The following is a 19,409-nucleotide window of genomic DNA, read 5'->3' on the forward strand; positions in this document are numbered from 1 at the left end:
GGCTCACTGTCCGGTAAAATTAAATACGTCGTGACCCTACACCCACGTAGAGATGTCACAGAATCTACTGGGGACGAGCGTGGACGACGTCGCCCGCACCGTCCTCGACGCCGAACCCGGCGAGCTGTTCGTCGTGAACCCCGCCGGTGAGACCGTCGAGGAACTCGTCGACGTCGCCAACGCCTACGAGGGGGAACTCCCGTTCATCCGACTGCTCGGCGACGAGCGCACGCTGAAGGACGTGATGGACGACTTCATCGTCGCGAGCAACGCCGCGAACCTCGTCGAAGCCGACGCGCTGGAACTGCGCGTGTTCGACGGCGACGCGCGAAGTTCGATGCTCGTCACGGCGGACCGCACGGTCGCGCTCGTGGAGGTCGGCGGCCTCGTCGGCGGCCTCACCACCGACGACGCCGAGTTCGCCGAGACAGCCTACGACGCCGTCGCCGACGACTGGGAGGCTGCCGAGCAGTTCACGCTCCGCACGCCCGCCATCGACCGCGTCCGGCAGACGCTCGACGAGGACATCAGTTCCGACGTCGAGGCGGACTTCGATAGCGTCCTCGAATCCATGGAGACCGCCCGCGGCGACGGCGACGGCCTCGACGAGGTCACCGTCAGCCTGCTGGTCGCCGCGAAGAACCGCGAACTCCTCTACGACATCAGCAAGTGGGGCGAGGACGTCGGCATCGCGTCGAAAGCGACGTTCTCCCGCACGAAGACGAAGCTCGAAGACCTCGGGCTCATCGACACCGAGAAGGTCCCCATCGACGTCGGCCGGCCGCGCCTCCGCCTGAAGCTCGCCGACGAGCGCCTCGAAGACGCGCCGCCCGCCGAACTGGCGAACGTCGCCCAGTCGGTTCTCTCGTAAGCCCTCCGCCGAATCCCGTACTGTTTTCCCCTCGTCGCCCCACCCCGTAGCTATGCTACTGGAGGAGTCGCCGTGACCGTCGCCGTCGTCGGCGACGGCCCGGCCGTCGAAGCCGTCCGAGACGCGCTCACGGACGTCGACGCCGCTGTCGAAGCCGCGGACGTCGCTGGCGTCGCCGACGCGGAGTTCGCCGTCGTCGTCGGCGTCGCCGGCTCCGGCGGGTTCGGCACTGCGAACGAGCACGCCCGAAGCGGAGACACGCCGCTGCTCACCGTCGAGGTCGGCGGGCTCGGCGGCCGCCCGCTCGCAGCCGTCGATGCGGGCGTCTCCTTGCTCGCTCCGGAGGGGCCGTGTTTCGAATGTTTAGCGGCGCGCGTGACCGCGACAGGCCACGAACCGGCGGAATCGCCGAGCGCCGATCGGAGTGCAGTGCGGCTCGCCGGCGCGCACGCCGGCCGCCTCGCCGTCGACGCGCTCCGCGGGGACGCCGCACCCGGAACTGTCCTCGAACTCCCGCACGCCGAGCGAACGCTCGCACCCGTCCCGAACTGCTCGTGTGCGGACGACGGGCCGAACAGCGACCTCCCGCCAGGCGACGAAGACCGGTCGCTGGACGACGCGCTCGCCGCCGCCGAACCGCTGGTCGACGACCGCGTCGGCGTGCTCTCGGCGGTCGGCGAACGCGAGTCGTTCCCCGCGCCGTACTACCTCGCCGTGGGCACCGACACGTCGCCGTTCAGCGACGCCGAAGCCTCGACGCAATCAGCGGGCGTCGCCGCCGACTGGAACACCGCCTACATGAAGGCCGTCGGCGAGGGCTTCGAGCGCTACGCCGCCGGCGTCTACCGCACTGACGACTTCGAGACTGCGCCCGTCGACCACGAGGATGCAGTGCCACCCGAGCGCTTCGTCCGCCCCGAAGATGCGGGCAGCGAGGTGGACGAAATCGAGTGGGTGCGCGGCCAAAATATCGACTCGAAGGACGCGGCGCTGCTCCCCGCGGACCGCGTCGTCTTCCCGCCACCCGAGGAACGGCCGGGAACGATTACGACCGGCCTCGGCCTCGGCAACTCCGGCGTCGGCGCGGTGCTGTCGGGCCTCTACGAGACCGTCGAACGCGACGCCACGATGCTGTCGTGGTACTCCACGTTCGACCCGCTCGGCCTCCAGGTCGACGACCCCGAGTTCGACGAGCTCGAACGCCGCGCGAGCGCCGAGAACCTCGACGTCACGGCGCTGCTGTGCACGCAGGACGTCGACGTCCCCGTTGTCGCGGTCGCAGTCCACCGCGACGAGTGGCCGCGGTTCGCGCTCGGGTCCGCCGCCGACCTCGACGCCGACGCCGCCGCCCGCGACGCGCTCTGCGAAGCCCTCCAGAACTGGATGGAACTGCGCGCGATGGGCCCCGAGCAAGCCGCGACGGAGGACGGCGCTATCGGCAAGTACGCCGACTTCCCCCGCGACGTCCGCGGCTTCGTCGACCCCGGCACCACCATCCCCGCCAGCGACGTCGGCCCCGACGACCCGCCGGAGGGAACCGACGAACTCGACGCCGTCCTCGACGCGCTCGCGGACGCCGACCTCGACGCCTACGCCGCCCGGCTCACGACTCGTGACTTGGAGGACGCGGGCTTCGAGGCTGTGCGGGTGTTAGTGCCGGAAGCCCAGCCGCTGTTCGTCGACGAGTCGTACTTCGGGGAGCGTGCGCGTGAGGTTCCCCGTGAACTCGGCTTTCAGGCGCGGTTGGACAAGCCGTTCCATCCGTTCCCGTAGGACCTTTTGCGCTGCGGGCGGCTTCGCCGCCCTCGGCAAAACCTCCACCAAAAGCACTCCTCGCTCCCGTCGCGCCCTTCGGGCGCGGTAGTCGCTCGTCGGCCCGCGCTCCCTGTGGTCGCGCGGTGAATCACGGCGCTCAGGACCTTCGGACCGTTCGCGCCGCGAACGCCTGTCGCCCAATTACTCGGCCGACAACGAGCATCGGCGAGTGAGTGGGTCGAAGTTCTCGTGAGCGGAGCCAACGAGAGCCCGCGAGACCGAAGGTCTCGCTAAGACCCCGAGCGAAGCCGTTCACCGCGAGCCTTCGGCTCGCGGGCCGACGAGCGACCACCGCGCCCGAAGGGCGCGACGGGAGCAAGGAGTGCTTTTTCCGCAAGTTTTTGCCGAGCGGGGGTCGCCGTAGGCGACCCCCCGCAGCGCAAAAAGTGCGTCTTAGATCCCGAAAGTAGCTCTGAGCATATCCCGAGAGCCGGGACCGAGACCGACGGCGAGGACGGCGACGAGCATGAGCGTGAAGTAGCGGGGGGCTTCGTCGCGGAGTTCGGCGTCGAACAGCCAGAGGACGAACAGCGCGGCGGCGACTTTGAGGAGGAGGAACGGCCAGGCGTCGCCGGTGTAGTGGATGATAGACTGCGGGAGGACGTTCTGGGTGAGGTCGACGACGGCGGCGTTGACTGGGTGTTTGGGGACGAGGTCGCGGGCGAGGCCGAGTTCGGCGGCCCAGTCGAGGCCGATGACGTTGGCGATGCCGTCGACGGCGTGGCCCCAGAGGACGACAGCGCCGGCGAATTCGGTGCCGGAGGCGATGTCGGGGAGCTGTCGGCGGACGTAGTACCAGACGGCGGCCGTGATGATGGTGGCGAACAGGAGCGTGAGCACCGTGAACTGCGGGTGGAGGGAGACGTAGTCGGTGGTCGCCGCGAGGACGACGAGGAAGCCGACCGTGGCGGTGAGGATGGCCGCGCCGACGCCGGCGAGCGGTCGGTAGTAGTCCTCGAAGACGTCGGTGCGGCGCGCGAGGAGGACGCAGGCGACGAGCGCGGCGAGCGTGATGGCGAACATCACGAAGTAGATGACGGGACTGATGATGAGCGTGTTCGCGGGGTAGTCGAGGAACTGCTCGACGTCCGGTGCGGCCGCGGCGGCGTCGTTGGCGTCCTCGACGACGCGGAGCGCGCCGCCCAGGAGAACGAACGGGAACAGCGCGTACAGCAGGTCCAGATTCTCGCCGACCTTCAAGTGGTCGAGGAGGAACGTGACGCCGACCAGCGAGACGAGCAGCGTGACCGCGTACCCGACTTCGGAGACGAGCGTGTAGCCGGGGTAGGCGACGGGCTCTGTCGCGCCGGCGCACGCGGTGGAGTTGTAGAGGAGTTGGACGGCGCCGCCGTTCCACGCGGCGCACTGCGCGCCGTTGGCGTCGGCGACGACGGGACCCCAGAAGTAGTGCCAGACGAAGCCGCCGTAGACGGTGTCGGGGAACAGCAGCGACCCGCCGACGAGCGCGACGAGCGCGACGCCGACGACCGCGGTCCACGCGCGCTCACGGTCGGTTTCGGGGAACGTCATGTTCGGAGACGTGGACGGTGGCTGTTTTATGGTTGCGGTCTGCCCCGAGCGGCGGCTACAGCGGGAGTTCGTGGGACTCGTACTCGGTAGCGAGGACGACCATCGTCTGGGAGCGCGCGAACCCGTCGACGTCCGCGATTTCCTCGAACATGAGGTCGCGGAGCGTGTCGGTGTCTTCGGCGTACACGCGGAGGACGATGTCCCACTCGCCGGTCGTGAGGTGAATCTCCTGGACGCCGTCGATGTCGGCGAGGCGGTCGAGAGCGTCCTGTTCGCGGCCCTGTTCGACGCGCAAACCGACGATAGCGGAGGTGCCGAGGCCGGCGGCTTTCGGGTCGACGTCGGCGTGGTAGCCGCGGATGACGCCGGCTTCCTCCATGCGATTGACGCGGTCGTGGACGGTCGCGCTGGACATCTCGATTTCGCGGGCGATTTCGCTGAACGGCTTGCGGGCGTCCGTCTGGAGCGCGCGCAGAATCTCGCGGTCCGTCTCGTCTAACTCCATACGCGAACCGTCGGGAGAGTCCCCCAATACGCTTACTGCTCGTCCGAGATTCGCGCCGACCTACTCCTGAATCGCTTGGGCGGCCTCCAGAACGACGTCGTGCGCCTCGCCGTTCGACGCGACCAGCCCCTCACAGCCCGGTTCCCAGCGATCGCCGTGGACATCCGTGACGACGCCGCCGGCCTGCCGCACGAGGTGGACGCCCGCGACGGAATCCCACGCGTTCACTGTGACGTTCGTAATCGCACCCTCGACCTGCCCGCTGGCGACCATCGAGAGAGTGGCTTGCGCGCAGCCGTACCGCCGCATGTCCGCGAACCGGGAGACGATTGCCTCGCAGGCTGCGGCGTACTCGTCGCGGTCGTCGAACCCCCACCAGATAGTGGGCACGACGACGAACGTCTCCGGATCGGTCTTGTCGCTGACCGTGACCGGGTCGCCGTTGCGCGTCACCTCGCCGTCGCCCGCGACGTACGTGTCGCCGAGCGCGGGCAGCACGTTCGCGGCGGCGAGCGTCTCGCCGTCCTTCACCGCGGCGACGGAGGTCGCCCAAATCTGGGTGTCGCGCACGAAGTTGTTCGTGCCGTCGATGGGGTCGACGACCCACGCCGCGCCCGATTCGGGGACTTCCTTCAGTTCGTCTTCCTCCTCGCCGACGATGGCGTCCTCGGGGTGGGTCTCCCGAATCACTTCGATGACGCGGCGCTGGGCGTCCCGGTCGGCCTGCGTGACGATGTCCGTCTTCCCGGACTTGGTCTCCACGTCGATGCCGGTGCGGAACGCCTCCAGCGCGACCTCGCTGCCTGCGAGCGCGGCGCGTTCGGCGACGCTCGCGCGGTCCTCGTTCATGCCCGGAGTGGTGGCCCGCCGCCCCAAAGAGTCGTCGGTCCGAAACGTCGGCGAATAGGTACGGCTTCAGTTTGCAGATCCCACTCTGTTCCGTCGAATTACTATCGATCGCTTTCTACAGATAGAACTCTAATATTGGGATATAGACGTGTCGCGGCTGCTCGATATATGAGAGATAAAGGGTGATTAACCACTCACAGATTCCATTAGAACGAATCTGTCTTCGTTGCAATAGATTTAATAAATGTGACTGTGCTTTGATGGGTAATGACAATCACTTCTGGAGATATTACAACTGCAGAAGCTCAAATGGGGCCTTTTGGGGCTCAAGATGACTTAACTGCGGATTTGCCTAACGTTCTCCAGAATATGCTAGCGGAGTTTTCAGGTCGAAACGGAATTCCTGATGAACTCACAATAAGTGAGCGGACAGCTAGAGACATCTGTGACCACAAGGATATCGGAAGTTTCAGTCTAGATATCGCGTCTCGCTTGACTGCAGAGTTGAGTGATTATCCTTTTAGAGGGGTATACCAGGATGGATTGGGCATAGACACTTTGGAGCAAATTGTCGAGGACAGCAATCGGTCGTTACCAATAGTACAGCTATCCCCGTCATATTTCGAGCACTGTGAAGGATATTCGATTCAATCTGATTCACGGAACAGTGCAAAAGACCCGTATATCTTAGCCATGAATATCAACCACTCTGAAGTCTTACTTTATGACCCCTATCGATTTGGAAATGATGGGGATGGCGATCTGGTACCCACTCGTATCGGCAAGAGCGACTTCGAGAGTTCTTGGCTTGGTAAGTACGAAAATACTAGCACTCTCTGGGTTGAAGGAACAGACCAGAAACGAATCGCTCAGTTCCAATAATGAATGAATCAACTTTAGAACCAGAATCCGTTAGTATCTCCGTTCATCGAAATCGGCCTCCAGAAGAGGCGATTGAGCAAAAACTAAAGCAGGTATACGGATCTGGTACATACGTCTCTGACTTCTATAAGACAGAGAATGGAACTTTATCGGTGAAGATTGGCACATCGTTCCCTAAGGATGTTACTGATTGTAGACCGGGGCAAGAGAGGGTTATAAAATTCATAGATGTCGATAGAATCGCAGAGCTAACTGGCGAAATACAAGACTCTTCCTACGTCATTTCGCTTGAATCCCGTGAAGAAGTTTTAGAGGGTCTAAATAATCAGAAAGCAGCCCTTCGCGAAGATCTAGGGGATGCGATGGCTAGAGCTACCTATGATAAAATCGCGAAAACACCTGCTGTCGAAAACCAACTAAATCCAATCAAGCAGATACTCCGGTGGACTAGGCTCTACCATCCTGCCTCATTTTCGGAAGTGAAGAAAGCACAAAATAAAGAGGGAGACAAAACTCTTCGGTACGTTCACACCCTCGAAAAACTTGGTTTCATCAGATTTGACGGTGAGAAGCTGTACGCAGAAGATCCGCTAAACAAATACGACTTAGAGGAGATTTCTACTGAAGAGTTTAATGAGCAAATCCTTGCTGAGGTAGTTGAGAGGGGCTATAAGCACTTGAGTGAAAAGCTTGGCCTAAACATCCTCCGTCATCTACCAAAGTTTGCTAATGGGTATTATTTTGACGCAATTGAGAAGAATGACCCGGATCTTCACTTAGATCTGCCGGCGATTCGAGATAATATTGTCCAGCTTTATGGCTACCAGTCTGGTCTCCATAATTGGGAGCTTCGTGATAAAATGGACGAGCTAGTGTCGCTAGATATTCTCTCCGAGGAGGATGACTTCTATTACGCAAATGAGGATACTTTCAAAGATATTACTGAGGCAGCTACAGCTTAGCTATCACCTAGCTGTTCCTCCAGCCCTTGAATGAATCCCTCTATATCAGATTGAGGTACCTCCATCCGACGAAATGACGGTGGAATCGAAGAATTCCTAATTTCACTAATTATCTCTAATCTGACCGTCTCTTCGGAGATATTATTCTGCATCTGATTGCCAAATTTCTCTGGGTTGTGTCCCTGGATGATGGAGAGTTCTATGACTGCTATCATTAGGTTTCTAGCAACTAGCGAATCCGTTGAATGGATTGACGAGATAACACCAAATATAGCGGATTGTATTTCACTGAGGAGATTCTGTTTAACACCTTGCGGATCATTCTCTTCTGTCGAAGATTCCTCCAAATCCTCAAAGATACTGGTTAAGATAATATCTATTCGGTTAATCGTGTTTTCGCTGCATCGACGAAGAAGCCCTTGTCCCGCTATATCTGATTTGCCAAGCGCCTGAAGACAAGAAATGGTGACTGAGAAGCTAGTTGCGACAATATCCCGACGTTCGCCGGAAAGATATTTGACAAACTCATCACCTTCTAAGTCGGTGCTCACTAAGCGTTCACTTACATTTAGTGTAGAGGAAATAACGGACTCCGCAAGATCGGTCTTTTCGGAGTCTATAACGTCCTGCATTAATTGAGAATACGAATCAAGCAATTCCGATTCCAGATACCCAATTTCAAATGCTCGAATATGGATGTTTACTAACTCGTCTAAGCGTTCTTCTACACTGGTAATCGGACTATCGATGAGAAGGCTGGTAAGCCGCACATGAGTAGCATTCAGAAGATTGATCCGTTCTTGACCCCCGTCAGACCCAATTTCTATACAGGAATCCCAATATTCAAATATTTGCTCAGTGCTCTCTCTTCTCGCTATACTTGACCGATCTGTACCTATGGGTCGGCCATCCTCGTCACAGTATTGTATAAATTCTGATATAACTTCATATAGTGAGTGGATTGACTGTCTTACTGTGAATTCGTCGTCCCTCTTGGCCGAAGATTTCAGGATTTGCTCAATAGTGAGTAGCGGTGTACGTTCTGGCGGTTCTATTTCTTCTTTATTCAACTCCGAGGCCGCTGACTCATCCGGAATCAGATTCTCTGGATCGACATCTCTTGCAGTCCTACGTAGTACAGTTTCAGGAGCAACAAGATTCGCCATCACTTGCTGGATAGGGATTAGAGAGAGTAAACAGGTTGTAGCAAGTCCTACGGCAATCCCTATTGTTAGATTTAGATTGACTGATATGACATAGAGTGGTGAGGACAGTGTTATTAGATACAGTAAATCCACCAGAATTGAGGAGACATACAAGACGATAAGCCCGGTTAGAATATTGGATTTTCCAAACTGTTCTAATGTTAGTGGACTGAATATACTTGCATTTACTTGCAAGCTGAGAAGGAAAACGGAGATTACGATCGCCAAAAAGGACCCTTGTACCGTTGCAAGAGCGATAAGAGCTTGAGGAGGTGTTTCTATACCCCGTGAAATATACGCAAAGAACGCTCCTACAAGGACTCCGGCTATAATGACAGCATAGAATTGCCTACTGTCAATATCCATACTGTCTCTTGCATAGTTACTGGCAAGATGCTTTTGGTGGTAGTAAATCCCGAAATATGGGTACCAGAGGAGTTGATTTTGCGAGGGAAGTCCGCCTCGCGGACTTCCCGCATCCCGCGGCGCGCGAAGCGCCGGCGATGCGAGGGAAGGGATTCGAACTTCCGTCGGTGACCCGACGGCGTTCGAACCCTCCGCACCCATTCGCGTCCGTAGGGGGACGCGATGCGATGCGAGGGAAGGGATTCGAACCCTCGAACTCCTACGAGAACGGATCTTGAGTCCGTCGCCGTTGGCCGAGCTTGGCTACCCTCGCACGCGTCGAGTAGTCGGCGCGTGCGGGGTTTAGGCGTTGCGAATCGGGGTGGGTCGCGCTCAGTCGTCGTCGTCGCCGAGCACGCGCGAGGCGACCGGCCCCATCGAGGCGTCCTCCTCGACGTCGCGGAGCAGGAACCGCTTTCGGACGACGTCGTAGGCGAACACGATGGTGCCGAGGATGAGCATCGTGTCCCCGGGGAACCGCGCCCAGAAGAACAGCTGGACGAGGTCGCGGTTGTAGAACGAAAGCGAGCGCGCGACCGCGTACCCCTCCGTGAACGCGGCTTCCAACTGGAGGAAGCCGATGGGGAGCAGCGACAGGCCGACCATCACGGCGAGGCCGGCGTTCCACAGCCAGAACGCCCACCAGAGGCGCTTGCCGTTCCACTTCTCGGGGTCGACGGAGAGCCGCAGCATGTACGCGGCCATGCCGAGCGCGAGGAAGCCGAACGCGCCGAACATCGCGGCGTGGGCGTGTGCGACCGTGAGGTAGGTGCCGTGCTCATAGTAGTTGATGAGCGGGAGATTGATGAAAAAGCCGAGCACCCCCGCGCCGACGAAGTTCCACACGCCGGAGGCGATGATGAACGCGAACGGGAGCTTGTAGTGGAACGTCTCGTCGCTCTTCGAGAGCGCGCGGTACTGGCCGAGCGCCTCGAAGAGGATGAGAATCAGGGGGACGAGTTCGAGCGTGGAGAAGACGCTCCCGAGTGGCACCCAGACGTCGGGCTGGCCGATCCACCAGTAGTGGTGGCTGACGCCGATGACGCCGCTGCCCATCACGAACAGCACTTGCAGGGCGACGGCTTTCTCGGCGGAGCGCTTGCGCAGCAAGCCCATGGAAACGAGCGTGATGCCGACGATGGCGACGATGAAGAACTCGAAGGCGCCCTCCACCCACATGTGGACGACCCACCACCGCCAGAACTCCGTCATCACGATGTTCGAGTCGGGCGTGTACAGCATGCCCGCGACGAACAGCAGCCCGATGGAGCCGCCCGCGTACAGAATCATGTGCGCGAGTCCGAAGCGCTGTTCGCGGGCGAGCAGCGGCTTGAGGCCGCGATACGCGAGGAACGCCCAGATGGCGAATCCGAGCAGGAGGCCGACCTGCCAGACGCGGCCGACTTCGACGTATTCGAGGCCTTCGTTGCCGAGCAGCCACCACAGCTGGCCGTCGAAGAAGCCCTGCGTGCCGAGGTAGATGCCGACGAAGCCGCCGACGACGACCACCAGCAGCGTGCCGAGCAGGCCGTTGATGGCGGACTCCTGGTGGTCGGGCTCGTGGCCGGTCAGGAGACCGGGGAGGAACAGCCCAGCGCCGATCCACATTGTCGCAATCCAGAGGATGCCGAGGTCGAGGTGGTAGGTCTTCGTGAGCGCGAACGGCAGCCACTGGATGACGTCGACGCCGAGCGCTTCGCCGATGCCGAAGAACGCGTCGCGTTCGACGTAGTAGTGTGCGAGCAACGCCCCCAGTAACACCTGTGCGACGAACAGCAACGCCGCGATGGGGATGAACCGGGTGGCTGCGCGTTGACTCGGGAGTAAGTCGACATCCGCGGGGTCCGGAACTTCGATGCCCTTCGTGGAGGGTTCGGAGAGTTCGATGCTGTTGTAGAGCCAGACGCCGAGGCCGGCACCGCCGACGAGCAACACCATCGCGATGGCGCTCCAGACCATCGTCGCGCCGGTGGGTTCGTTGCCGGCGAGCGGGTTGTACGGCCAGTCGTTCGTGTAGCTGTGGTCGGTGCCGGGCCGCTCGGCGTGCGAGACCAGCGCCGTCCACATCGCGAAGTCCGCGAACAGGCGGGCGTCGTCGGCGGACTCGACCATGCCCTCCGGGATGCCGCGCTCGGCGTCGCCCTCGTGGTAGCGCTCGACGTACACCTCGCGCACCTGCTCGTGGGCGTACGCCGCGGCGGCGGAGTACTGCGCCGTCTCGCCGGAAATCGAGCGGTCGAGGTCAGCGGTCACGCGGCTGTCCACGGCGGCCTGCTGCTCGGTCGTGAGGTCGGCGTACGCTTCGCCGTGGCGTTCGTTCGCATAATACTCCTGCATGAACTGGGTCTTCAGTTGGAGCGCGTCGGCGGTGTAGTCCTCACCGAAGTACGCGCCGTTGCCGAGAATCGACCCGTGGTTCATCAGAGCGTTCGACTGGAAGACGGCCTTGCCGTCCTGAATCGAGTCGTGGGTGGCGACGGTGTCGCCGTTCGGTCCCACGATTTCGTCGGGAATCGGTGGCTGGTGCTGGTAGGAGTAGGCGGCACCAGCCCCCATGACGACGAGATTCAGGACGAACACGACCACGAGTATCTTCGCGAGCGTGGACCTAGTGACGTCCATATTGCGGCGTTCAATTCGACGCAGGAAAAGGCTGTGGCGGATTCCAAGCCCCTGGGCACGGAGCGCGAAATGCCGGATGTACCGCCGCTCGAAGATGTTCGTGTCCGCTATTCGAGGAGTTCGCGAGCGATGATGTTCTTCTGAATCTCGGTGGTGCCCTCGTAGATTTGGGTGATCTTGGCGTCGCGGTAGAACCGCTCGACGTCGAAGTCGTTGACGTAGCCGGCACCGCCGTGAATCTGGACGGCTTCGTCGGCGACCTCGACGGCGACTCGCGAGGCGAACTCCTTGGCCATCGACGCGAGCGCGGTGAGCTGGTCGTCCTCGTGCTCGACGCTCCACGCGGACTTTCGCGTGAGCGTGCGCGCGGCCTCGGTCTGCGTGTGCATCTCCGCGAGCTTGTGTTCGATGGCCTGGAAGTCGCTGATGGGGCGGCCGAACTGCTCGCGCTCCTGGGCGTACTCCAAGGCGCGTTCGGCGGCACCCTTCGCGATGCCGACGCCCTGCGCGGCGACCATCGTGCGCGTCTCGTCGAAGAACTGCATCAACTGGAGGAACCCCCCGCCCTCCGTTCCAATCAGATTCTCCTCGGGAACGCGCACGTCGTCGAACATGAGTTCCGCCGTGTCGCTGGCTCGAATGCCGAGCTTCCCCGTGATTTTGTCCGCTTCGAAGCCGTCGCGGTCGGCCTCCACGACGATTTGGCTGAAGCCGTTGTATCGGCCGCTCGCGTCGGGGTCGGTCTGACAGAGCACGACGTAGAAGTCGCCCACGGAGCCGTTCGTAATCCACATCTTGTTGCCGTTGATGACGAACTCGTCTCCATTCTTCTCCGCCTCAGGCGGCGAAGAGCTCGCCGAGCTTTGCTCGGCGGTGTCGCGTTCGGCGCGCGTGGAGACGCTGGAGACGTCGGAGCCGGTGTCGGGTTCGCTGATGGCCGACCCCATGATGGCGTCGCCGGACGCGACGTCCGGGAGCCAGCGCTCCTTCTGGTCCTCGGTGCCGAACTCGATGATGGATTCCGCACCGAAGCCCGCGCTGGACACGCAGAGCCCGATTCCGGGGTCGGCGGCGAACAGCTCCTCGGTGATGAGCGCGGCCTCGACGGGCGAGTAGCCCGCGCCGCCGTAGTCGAGCGGAATCGTCGGCCCGAGCAGGCCGGCTTTCGCAGCCTCGTCCATGACCTCGTAGGGGTACTTCTCCTGTTCGTCGTACTCGGAGGCTACCGGTCGGATTTCGTTCTCCGCGAACCGGCGGACCTCCTCCCGAATCGCCTGCTGCTCGTCGGTCAACCCGAAGTCCATGTGGGGGTGTACCGAACACCGGAACAAAAGCGCTCGTAAACCGCTGACAATCCCCACGGAGTTCTTCGGTGGGCGCGCGGGCCGGCCCAACCGCTTTTGTCGGGAACTGTCGAAGCCACGGGTATGGCCGACGTGGACCCCAGTGAGGTCGGGCGGACGCCGCTGGTCGAACTCGACGCCGGGGTCGCGCCGACGGTGTACGGGAAAGCCGAGTGGTTCAACCTCGGCTCGCTGGCCCACGGCGGCGGGTCGGTGAAGACCCGCATCGGGAAGGCGATGCTGGACGCCGCGGCCGCGCGCGGCGACCTCAGCCCCGACCGCACGATCATCGAGGCATCCAGCGGGAACACGGGTGCAGCCGTCGCGCGCATCGGCGCTGCGATGGGCCACGACGTGGAAATCGTCTTGCCCGACGACGCCGGCCGTGGGAAGGTCGCCGCCATTCGGGACGCCGGCGCACAACTCCGGTTCGTGGACGCCGAGAAGGGATACGACGAGTTCGTCGCCGGCTGCCGGCGGCTCGTCGACGAACGCCCCGACGAGTACGTCTACCCGAACCAGTACCAGAATCCCGCGAACCCCGGGGTCCACGCGGGCACGACCGGCCCCGAAATCTGGGCGCAGACCGACCGCGAGGTGACACACTTCGTCGCGGGCGCGGGCACCGGCGGCACGCTCGTCGGCGTGAGCCACGCACTCCGTCCGCGCGGCGTGCATGTCCACGGCTACGAGCCGCCCGAGACGGACCACGACATCCCGGGGCTGAAGCACATGCACGGCCCCGAGACGTTCGTCCCGGAAACCTACGAATTCGACGCGCTCGACGCCCGCGAGTATGTGGACACGGACACGGCTTACGAGTACGTGCGGCGGCTCCGACGCCGCCACGCCGACACCGACGTCCGGATTCGGGACCCCGGCCAGTGGTCCCGCGAGTTCGTCCGGTCGGAACTCCGCGTGAACGGCGAGGTCCTCGTCGGCCCCTCCACGGGTGGCGCGCTCGCGCTGGTCGACCGACTGGCGACCCGGGGCACGCTCAGCGCGGACGACGTGGTCGTCGTGCCGCTACCCGACCGCGGCGACCGGTATCCGGACCGCAACCCGTACGCCGATTACGTCGACTAGTTGGATGCCCAACTAAAACGCGCTTCCGGAAACCACCAAGAGGCACCGGCACGTTGGGGTTAATTGGAATGACTGACTACGAACTGCCGCCGCTTCCGTACGACTACGACGCACTCGAACCGCACGTCTCCGAGCAGGTGCTGACGTGGCATCACGACACGCACCACCAGGGCTACGTCAACGGCTGGAACAGCGCCGAGGAAACCCTCGAAGCGGCTCGCGAAGAGGGCAACTTCTCCTCCTCCGCCGGTGCCATCGGCGACGTCACGCACAACGGCTCCGGTCACATCCTCCACGACCTGTTCTGGCAGTCCATGAGCCCCGAGGGCGGCGACGAGCCCGAGGGCGACCTGCGAGCCCGCATCGAGGAGGACTTCGGCTCCTACGAGGCCTGGGAGGGCGAGTTCCGCGCGGCCGCCTCCGCGGCGGGTGGCTGGGCGCTGCTGGTCTACGACAGCCACTCCGAGCAGCTGCGCAACGTCGTCGTCGACAAGCACGACAAGGGCGCGCTCTGGGGTTCGCACCCGATTCTGGCCCTCGACGTCTGGGAGCACTCCTACTACTACGACTACGGTCCCGCCCGCGGCGACTTCGTCGACAACTTCTTCGACGTCGTCGACTGGGAGGAGCCCGCAGCGCGCTACGCGGACCTCGTCGAGAAGTTCGAGTAACCGCGCCACGCAACCGTCGGCCCTACCGCTCGGCATCCGGGTCGTTTGCCGGCCCACCCCTGAAGGCTTTTATCCGTTCCCCGTTTCGGCTCGTGCGATGCTCTCCAAACGCCGCTTTCTCGAATGAGTAGCTAGCGCAGTCACTCGTAGTCGCTGCCGCGCTCGGGCTCGCCGAGTTCGCGCCACGGCCGCACCGAGTGGACGCCGTACTGCTCGTCCAGCTCACGGGGCGTCTCGTTCTCCTCGGCGCCGAGGACGGCGATGCCCGCGATTTCCGCACCCGCGCGTTCGAGCAGGTCGAGCGCTGTCGTCATCTGGGCGGCGGTCTCCATCCAGTCGTCGACGAGCAGCACGCGGCTCCCCTCCGGGACCATCCGGACGTCCAGTTCGAGCGTCTTCTGTTCGCCCGTATAATCCACGAGGTCCCCGCTGATGCGGTGTTCGTCGGCGATGGGGAGTTTCCCGCCCTTGCGGACCGTGACGAACCCCGCGTCGAGTTCCCGCGCGAGCACCGCGCCCGGCACGAACCCGAGCGCGTCGATGCCCGCGACCTGGTCGACGTCGTCGGGGTCGTAGGGGTCGAGGAGGTCGTCGACGAACGCCGCGAAGTCGTCGGCGTCAGTGAACAGCGCGGGGACGTTGTAGCGGTACTCCGCGCTGCTGATTCGGTCCCGGTACGCCGGCCAGTCCATCAGTCGGGTCTACGGCGGCGAGCCCTTAGTCGGTTCGCTCGGCGCGACGCCGCGAGAAGGGGAGGGCTACCGGCGGTTCGACGGCGACGACGAGTTCCTCGCGCGCAGCGCGAACGGCGACAGCAGGCCGCCGCCGAGCGCGCCCGCGAACGCGAGCACGCCGATGTCGGAGTTCGAGAGCCCGCCACCGCCGCCACCGCTGTTATTCGCGCCGCTGGCGCTCCCGACGACGACCGCGCCCTTCATCCCCATCGTCCGGTGGGGGTTGCAGTAGTACTTCGAGATGCCCTCGCTGTCGTACGTCCGGGTGAACGTGAACCCGGATTCGTTGGTGAGTTCGCTCTCGTAGCTGCCGTCCTCGGCGACGACGTTGTGAGTGCCGTTCACCCACTCGAAGGTCACTGTCGTGCCGGGGTCGACGCGGATGGCTGCGGGACCGAAGCCGTACGGGCCGTTGTTGGCTTCGACGCCGACTTCGACGGTGACCTCGGACTGGCCGGTCTTGTCGACGACGCCGTCGAAGTTGCTGACGCCCTCGAACCAGCCGCCGAAGTCGACCTGCTGGCTGCCCGACCCGGAGTCCTCCGAGGACCCGCTGGAGGACGACGCGCCGACGTCGACGTCGCCGACGACGACGGCACCCTTCATCCCCATGGTCTTGTGCGGCGTACACGCGTACCGCGTTACGCCCTCTTCCTGGAACGTCCGGGTGAACGTGAACCCGGACTCGTCGGTGAGCTCGCTCTCGAAACTGCCGTCCTCGGCGACGACGTTGTGCGAGCCGGCAACCCACTTCCACGTCACCGTCGTCCCGGGGTCGACGCGAACCGCCGCGGGACCGAAGCCGAACGAGCCGTTGTTGGCTTCGACGCCGACCTCGACGGTGACCTCCGAATTTCCGGTCTTGTCGACGACGCCGTCGTAGTTCGACGTGTTCCCGAACCACGATTCGAGGTCGGCGTCCTGTGCGAGCGCGGAGCCGGTGAACGCCGCGCCCGTGGCTGCCGCCGCGCCCGCCGCAGCCGTCGTCTTCAGCACGCTGCGCCTCGTGACCGTGGGGGTGTCGTTGGGAGTCATGGTCCTGGGTTACGCTTCGTAGCCCGCGTACTCCATCAGTTGGGCGAAGATATCCGTGTCCATCGCGTCCCGGTAGACGATGCCCGAGAGCATGCCGCCAGGGTAGTACGAGCCGTTCATCACGTGGTTGACCTTGTGGCAGTGCATCAGGTAGATGCCGGGCTCGGCGTCCGCCTCGAACTCGATGGTGTGGCGCTCGGCGGGCGCGATGTTCGTGATGTCCATCTCGTGCTGAGCAGCCTCGGGAATCTGCCCGCCGTCCTTCTCTATCCGCCGGAAGCGGTGGTTGTGGAGGTGCAGCGGGTGGTTCATGTAGCCGCCGTTGACGAAGTGGATGCGCACCGTGTCGCCCTGGTCGACGATGATGGGCGAGCCGTCCTCGGGGTGGAGCGTGCGCGGTGCGGCCTTCCCGTTGACCGTGAACACGTCCGGGCTGCGCGTGCGTGGACTGTAGGAGACGTCCTCGCCGGCCATCTTCCGGTTGAGCCGGGAGTCCCAGTCCTTGACGGTCATGAAGTACTCCTTGTCCGCCGGCTCGTACCCCTTCGGGTCGACACGGAAGATGCCGTACATCCCCATGTCGATGTGGCGGTGGGTCTGGTAGTGGCAGTGGTAGACGTGCGTGCCGGGGACGTTGGCGGGAATCGTGTACGTGTGTTTCTCGCCGGGGTCGATGCGGATGCCCGTGGTCGTCGGGACGCCGTCGTCCTTCCAGGCTTTCTGCGTGCCGTGGAAGTGGAGGGTGTGCGGGCGCTTGCCCTCGGTATTGTCGAGCGTGACCTCGATGTCCTGGCCTTCCTCCGTCCGGACGATGGGACCGGGGACGCTCGGGTCGCCGTCCTCGGTGGCGAACGCCCACACGCGGGGGAGTTCGACGGGGCCGCCCATCGAGTCGAGGGGGTGGGCCTGGTGGACCGCCGGCACGCTCTTCAGCGTCACCTGATTGCCCTGTTCGGTCGCGTCGACGACCTCCGGCGGGCTCGTCGTCGGGAGGTTCGACTGCGAGGCCTGCTGGCTAGGGGTCGTGTTCGTCACGCCGGAGCCCTGTTCGGCGGGAGCGGTACAGCCGGCGAGCGCGGCGACGCCGGTGCCGCCCGTCGCTGCGACGAACTCGCGCCGCGAGATGCCGTAACCGGGTGCGCCAATACGGTCACTCATGGGTACACCTCAGCGTAGACGGTCCCCGGTAAAGCCCGGGTCGGTGATTCCCGGGACCGGGAAACGGTTCCCAGTTCGTGGGAACGCGGCGAACATGTTCGGCCGTCGGCCTACCCTCGTCGCGGCCCGAGTAGTCGGTGATGCAGACCAACGTCGACCAGACGGACTCCGACGCGCGGCTCCGCGGCCCCTTCGAAGCCGTCGAGGAAACCGACCCCGCGGCCGTCCTCGACGCGCTCACGGACCCACTCTGTCGGCGCGTCCTCGGCTGCGCCCGCGAGCCCGTGACCGCCAGCGAAGTCGCCGACGCCGCGGACCTCTCGCTGTCCTCGACGTACCGGAAACTCCACACGCTCTCGGACGCTGGCCTCCTGGAAACTCAGACCGAGCTCCGGGAAGACGGCTACCACACGACCCGCTACCGGGCGACGCTCGAAGAAGCGACCATCCGGCTCGGCGAGGACAACGACATCCACGTCTCCCTCGCCCACACCGACGAACGAGAATAGCTAGTCGTCTGCCGGATTCGCCTGCCGGTCGGGTAGCGGCCCGTCGTATCCGTCCGGGACGTACGGACACAGCGGGTCGCTCGCCATCGGGTCGCCGGTCACCGCGTACGCCCGCGACCGGCTGCCGCCGCAGACGTGGCGGAACGAGCACGCGCCACACTTCCCCTGGAGGTCGTCTTTTCGTCGGAGCGTCTCGAAGAGGTCGCTGTTCCGGTAGACGTCCACGACGGACTGCTCGCGGACGTTCCCCCCGGACTCGGGGAGGAATCCCGAGGGGTAGACCTCGCCAGTGTGGCTGACGAACGCGAACCCGTCGCCGGCGGTGATGCCGCCACGTCGCCGTGGGCCGCTCCCGCCGCGTTCCTGTGCTGCTTGGGCGCGAACGCGACGGAAGTGCGGGGCTTCCGTGGTCTTCACGCCGAACCCCTCCTCGCGGGCGGTCTCGTCGAGGAACGCCATCACGGCCTCGGCGCGTCCCGGCGAAATCGGGTCGAGGACGCGGCCGCGACCGACGGGCACGAGGAAGAACACGCTCCACAGCACCGTGCCCAACTCCCGGACGAGGTCACGGATGGCCGGCAAGTCGTCGACGGTCTGTTCGCAGACCGTCGTGTTGACTTGCAGCGGCACACCCGCCTCGCGGGCGTCGCGTGCTGCGCGGACGGTTTCCTCGAAGCTCCCGGTTTCCCCACGGAACGAATCGTGTGATTCCGGCGTCGCGCCGTCGATGCTGACGGCGAACTGTTTCACGCCAGCGTCCGCGAGCGCCTGGACGGCCTCCGTGGAGAGCGAGCGCGTCCCGCTCGGAGTGACCGTCATGCGGAGGCCGATGTCCGTGCCGTACTCGACGAACTCGACGGTGTCCTCCCGCGCGAGCGGGTCGCCCCCGGAGAGCACGACGAGCTGGCCGTCGCCGAAGCGACGGACGTCGTCGAGCAGTGCCTTCCCCTCCGCTGTGGTGAGCTCGTCCGGGTGGCGATTCGGCGTCGCGTCGGCCCGACAGTGCTCGCACGCGAGCTCGCACGCCTGCGTCACTTCCCAGATGAGCACGAACGGGCGTTCGTCGGTGTCTACTGGCGTCATCGGTACAATCGAGGCGGCGATTGGGCAGGTGACAGGCTAGGTCCCAGCACGGTGATGCCGCCTCACGTGGAGCGACGGCCGGCAAGGACTTTGTTCGGCGTGTCGGTTCCCAGTCTTCGGGAACGTCCGTGGGCACCTTTTGCA

At 63.6% G+C, this 19,409-nt stretch carries 17 protein-coding genes and 1 tRNA gene; 7 read left to right on the forward strand and 11 right to left on the reverse strand.

Annotation, left to right across the window (positions count from 1 at the left end):
- The first annotated feature begins 52 nt into the window (after window positions 1-52).
- Both tbsP and LT974_RS10130 read left to right on the forward strand, forming a co-directional pair.
- A complete protein-coding gene (tbsP, locus tag LT974_RS10125) occupies window positions 53-871 on the forward strand; it encodes a transcriptional regulator TbsP (RefSeq protein WP_232587549.1) in 819 nt (272 codons plus the stop codon).
- Between the two features lie 72 nt (window positions 872-943).
- The gene (locus LT974_RS10130; RefSeq protein ID WP_232587550.1) at window positions 944-2,644 is read left to right on the forward strand and encodes a YcaO-like family protein; all 1,701 of its coding nucleotides are present in this window, start codon (window positions 944-946) and stop codon (window positions 2,642-2,644) included.
- Between the two features lie 435 nt (window positions 2,645-3,079).
- On the opposite strand, the gene LT974_RS10135 is transcribed toward LT974_RS10130, so the two are convergent.
- From LT974_RS10135 to LT974_RS10145, 3 genes are read right to left on the reverse strand one after another with little or no spacing between them, the layout of a single operon-like run.
- Entirely contained in the window at window positions 3,080-4,216 is a 1,137-nt protein-coding gene (locus LT974_RS10135; protein ID WP_232587551.1) for a DUF63 family protein, read from the reverse strand.
- A gap of 55 nt (window positions 4,217-4,271) precedes the next feature.
- Window positions 4,272-4,721, reverse strand: coding sequence for an Lrp/AsnC family transcriptional regulator (locus tag LT974_RS10140; RefSeq protein ID WP_232587552.1), 450 nt, complete (start codon window positions 4,719-4,721; stop codon window positions 4,272-4,274).
- A 60-nt stretch (window positions 4,722-4,781) separates the two neighbouring features.
- On the reverse strand, window positions 4,782-5,570 hold the full coding sequence (locus tag LT974_RS10145; RefSeq protein ID WP_232587553.1) for an inositol monophosphatase family protein: 789 nt from the start codon (window positions 5,568-5,570) through the stop codon (window positions 4,782-4,784).
- Window positions 5,571-5,837: 267 nt separating this feature from the next.
- On the opposite strand from LT974_RS10145, the gene LT974_RS10150 reads away from it, so the two are divergent.
- On the forward strand, window positions 5,838-6,452 hold the full coding sequence (locus LT974_RS10150; RefSeq protein ID WP_232587554.1) for a hypothetical protein: 615 nt from the start codon (window positions 5,838-5,840) through the stop codon (window positions 6,450-6,452).
- Window positions 6,452-7,414 carry a hypothetical protein gene (locus LT974_RS10155; RefSeq protein ID WP_232587555.1) on the forward strand — a complete coding sequence of 321 codons (963 nt, stop codon included), beginning with the start codon at window positions 6,452-6,454 and terminating at the stop codon, window positions 7,412-7,414. Before LT974_RS10150 ends, LT974_RS10155 begins: the two co-directional genes overlap by 1 nt.
- Here the strand turns inward: LT974_RS10155 and LT974_RS10160 are convergent.
- From LT974_RS10160 to LT974_RS10175, 4 genes are all read right to left on the reverse strand, one after another.
- Complete coding sequence (locus tag LT974_RS10160) at window positions 7,411-8,985, reverse strand: cation:proton antiporter family protein (protein ID WP_232587556.1); 1,575 nt, start codon at window positions 8,983-8,985, stop codon at window positions 7,411-7,413. The genes LT974_RS10155 and LT974_RS10160 overlap by 4 nt on opposite strands.
- Window positions 8,986-9,213: 228 nt before the next feature.
- Window positions 9,214-9,298: transfer RNA gene (locus tag LT974_RS10165), tRNA-Leu, on the reverse strand.
- Window positions 9,299-9,357: 59 nt separating this feature from the next.
- Window positions 9,358-11,646, reverse strand: a complete 2,289-nt coding sequence (locus LT974_RS10170) for a nitric-oxide reductase large subunit (protein WP_232587557.1) — start codon at window positions 11,644-11,646, stop codon at window positions 9,358-9,360.
- Between the two features lie 107 nt (window positions 11,647-11,753).
- On the reverse strand, window positions 11,754-12,950 hold the full coding sequence (locus tag LT974_RS10175) for an acyl-CoA dehydrogenase family protein (protein ID WP_232587558.1): 1,197 nt from the start codon (window positions 12,948-12,950) through the stop codon (window positions 11,754-11,756).
- Between the two features lie 123 nt (window positions 12,951-13,073).
- Here LT974_RS10175 and LT974_RS10180 point away from each other — a divergent pair, with 123 nt between their 5' ends.
- Complete coding sequence (locus tag LT974_RS10180) at window positions 13,074-14,075, forward strand: PLP-dependent cysteine synthase family protein (RefSeq protein WP_232587559.1); 1,002 nt, start codon at window positions 13,074-13,076, stop codon at window positions 14,073-14,075.
- A gap of 68 nt (window positions 14,076-14,143) precedes the next feature.
- Complete coding sequence (gene sod / locus LT974_RS10185) at window positions 14,144-14,746, forward strand: superoxide dismutase (protein WP_232587560.1); 603 nt, start codon at window positions 14,144-14,146, stop codon at window positions 14,744-14,746.
- Between the two features lie 140 nt (window positions 14,747-14,886).
- Here sod and LT974_RS10190 read toward each other — a convergent pair whose 3' ends face one another.
- The 3 genes from LT974_RS10190 to LT974_RS10200 form a co-directional block, all read right to left on the reverse strand.
- Entirely contained in the window at window positions 14,887-15,438 is a 552-nt protein-coding gene (locus tag LT974_RS10190; protein ID WP_232587561.1) for a phosphoribosyltransferase family protein, read from the reverse strand.
- 66 nt (window positions 15,439-15,504) lie between these two features.
- Window positions 15,505-16,515: a halocyanin domain-containing protein gene (locus LT974_RS10195; protein ID WP_232587562.1), complete on the reverse strand. Its 1,011-nt coding sequence runs from the start codon at window positions 16,513-16,515 to the stop codon at window positions 15,505-15,507.
- Between the two features lie 9 nt (window positions 16,516-16,524).
- Window positions 16,525-17,673: a multicopper oxidase domain-containing protein gene (locus LT974_RS10200; RefSeq protein WP_232587563.1), complete on the reverse strand. Its 1,149-nt coding sequence runs from the start codon at window positions 17,671-17,673 to the stop codon at window positions 16,525-16,527.
- Window positions 17,674-17,813: 140 nt separating this feature from the next.
- Here LT974_RS10200 and LT974_RS10205 point away from each other — a divergent pair, with 140 nt between their 5' ends.
- Window positions 17,814-18,182 carry an ArsR/SmtB family transcription factor gene (locus LT974_RS10205; RefSeq protein WP_232587564.1) on the forward strand — a complete coding sequence of 123 codons (369 nt, stop codon included), beginning with the start codon at window positions 17,814-17,816 and terminating at the stop codon, window positions 18,180-18,182.
- On the opposite strand, the gene LT974_RS10210 is transcribed toward LT974_RS10205, so the two are convergent.
- Window positions 18,183-19,265, reverse strand: a complete 1,083-nt coding sequence (locus tag LT974_RS10210; protein ID WP_232587565.1) for a radical SAM protein — start codon at window positions 19,263-19,265, stop codon at window positions 18,183-18,185. It lies immediately after the preceding gene.
- Window positions 19,266-19,409: the final 144 nt, after the last annotated feature.

The sequence above is a fragment of the Halobacterium noricense genome (assembly GCF_021233435.1).
Classification (GTDB): domain Archaea; phylum Halobacteriota; class Halobacteria; order Halobacteriales; family Halobacteriaceae; genus Halobacterium; species Halobacterium noricense.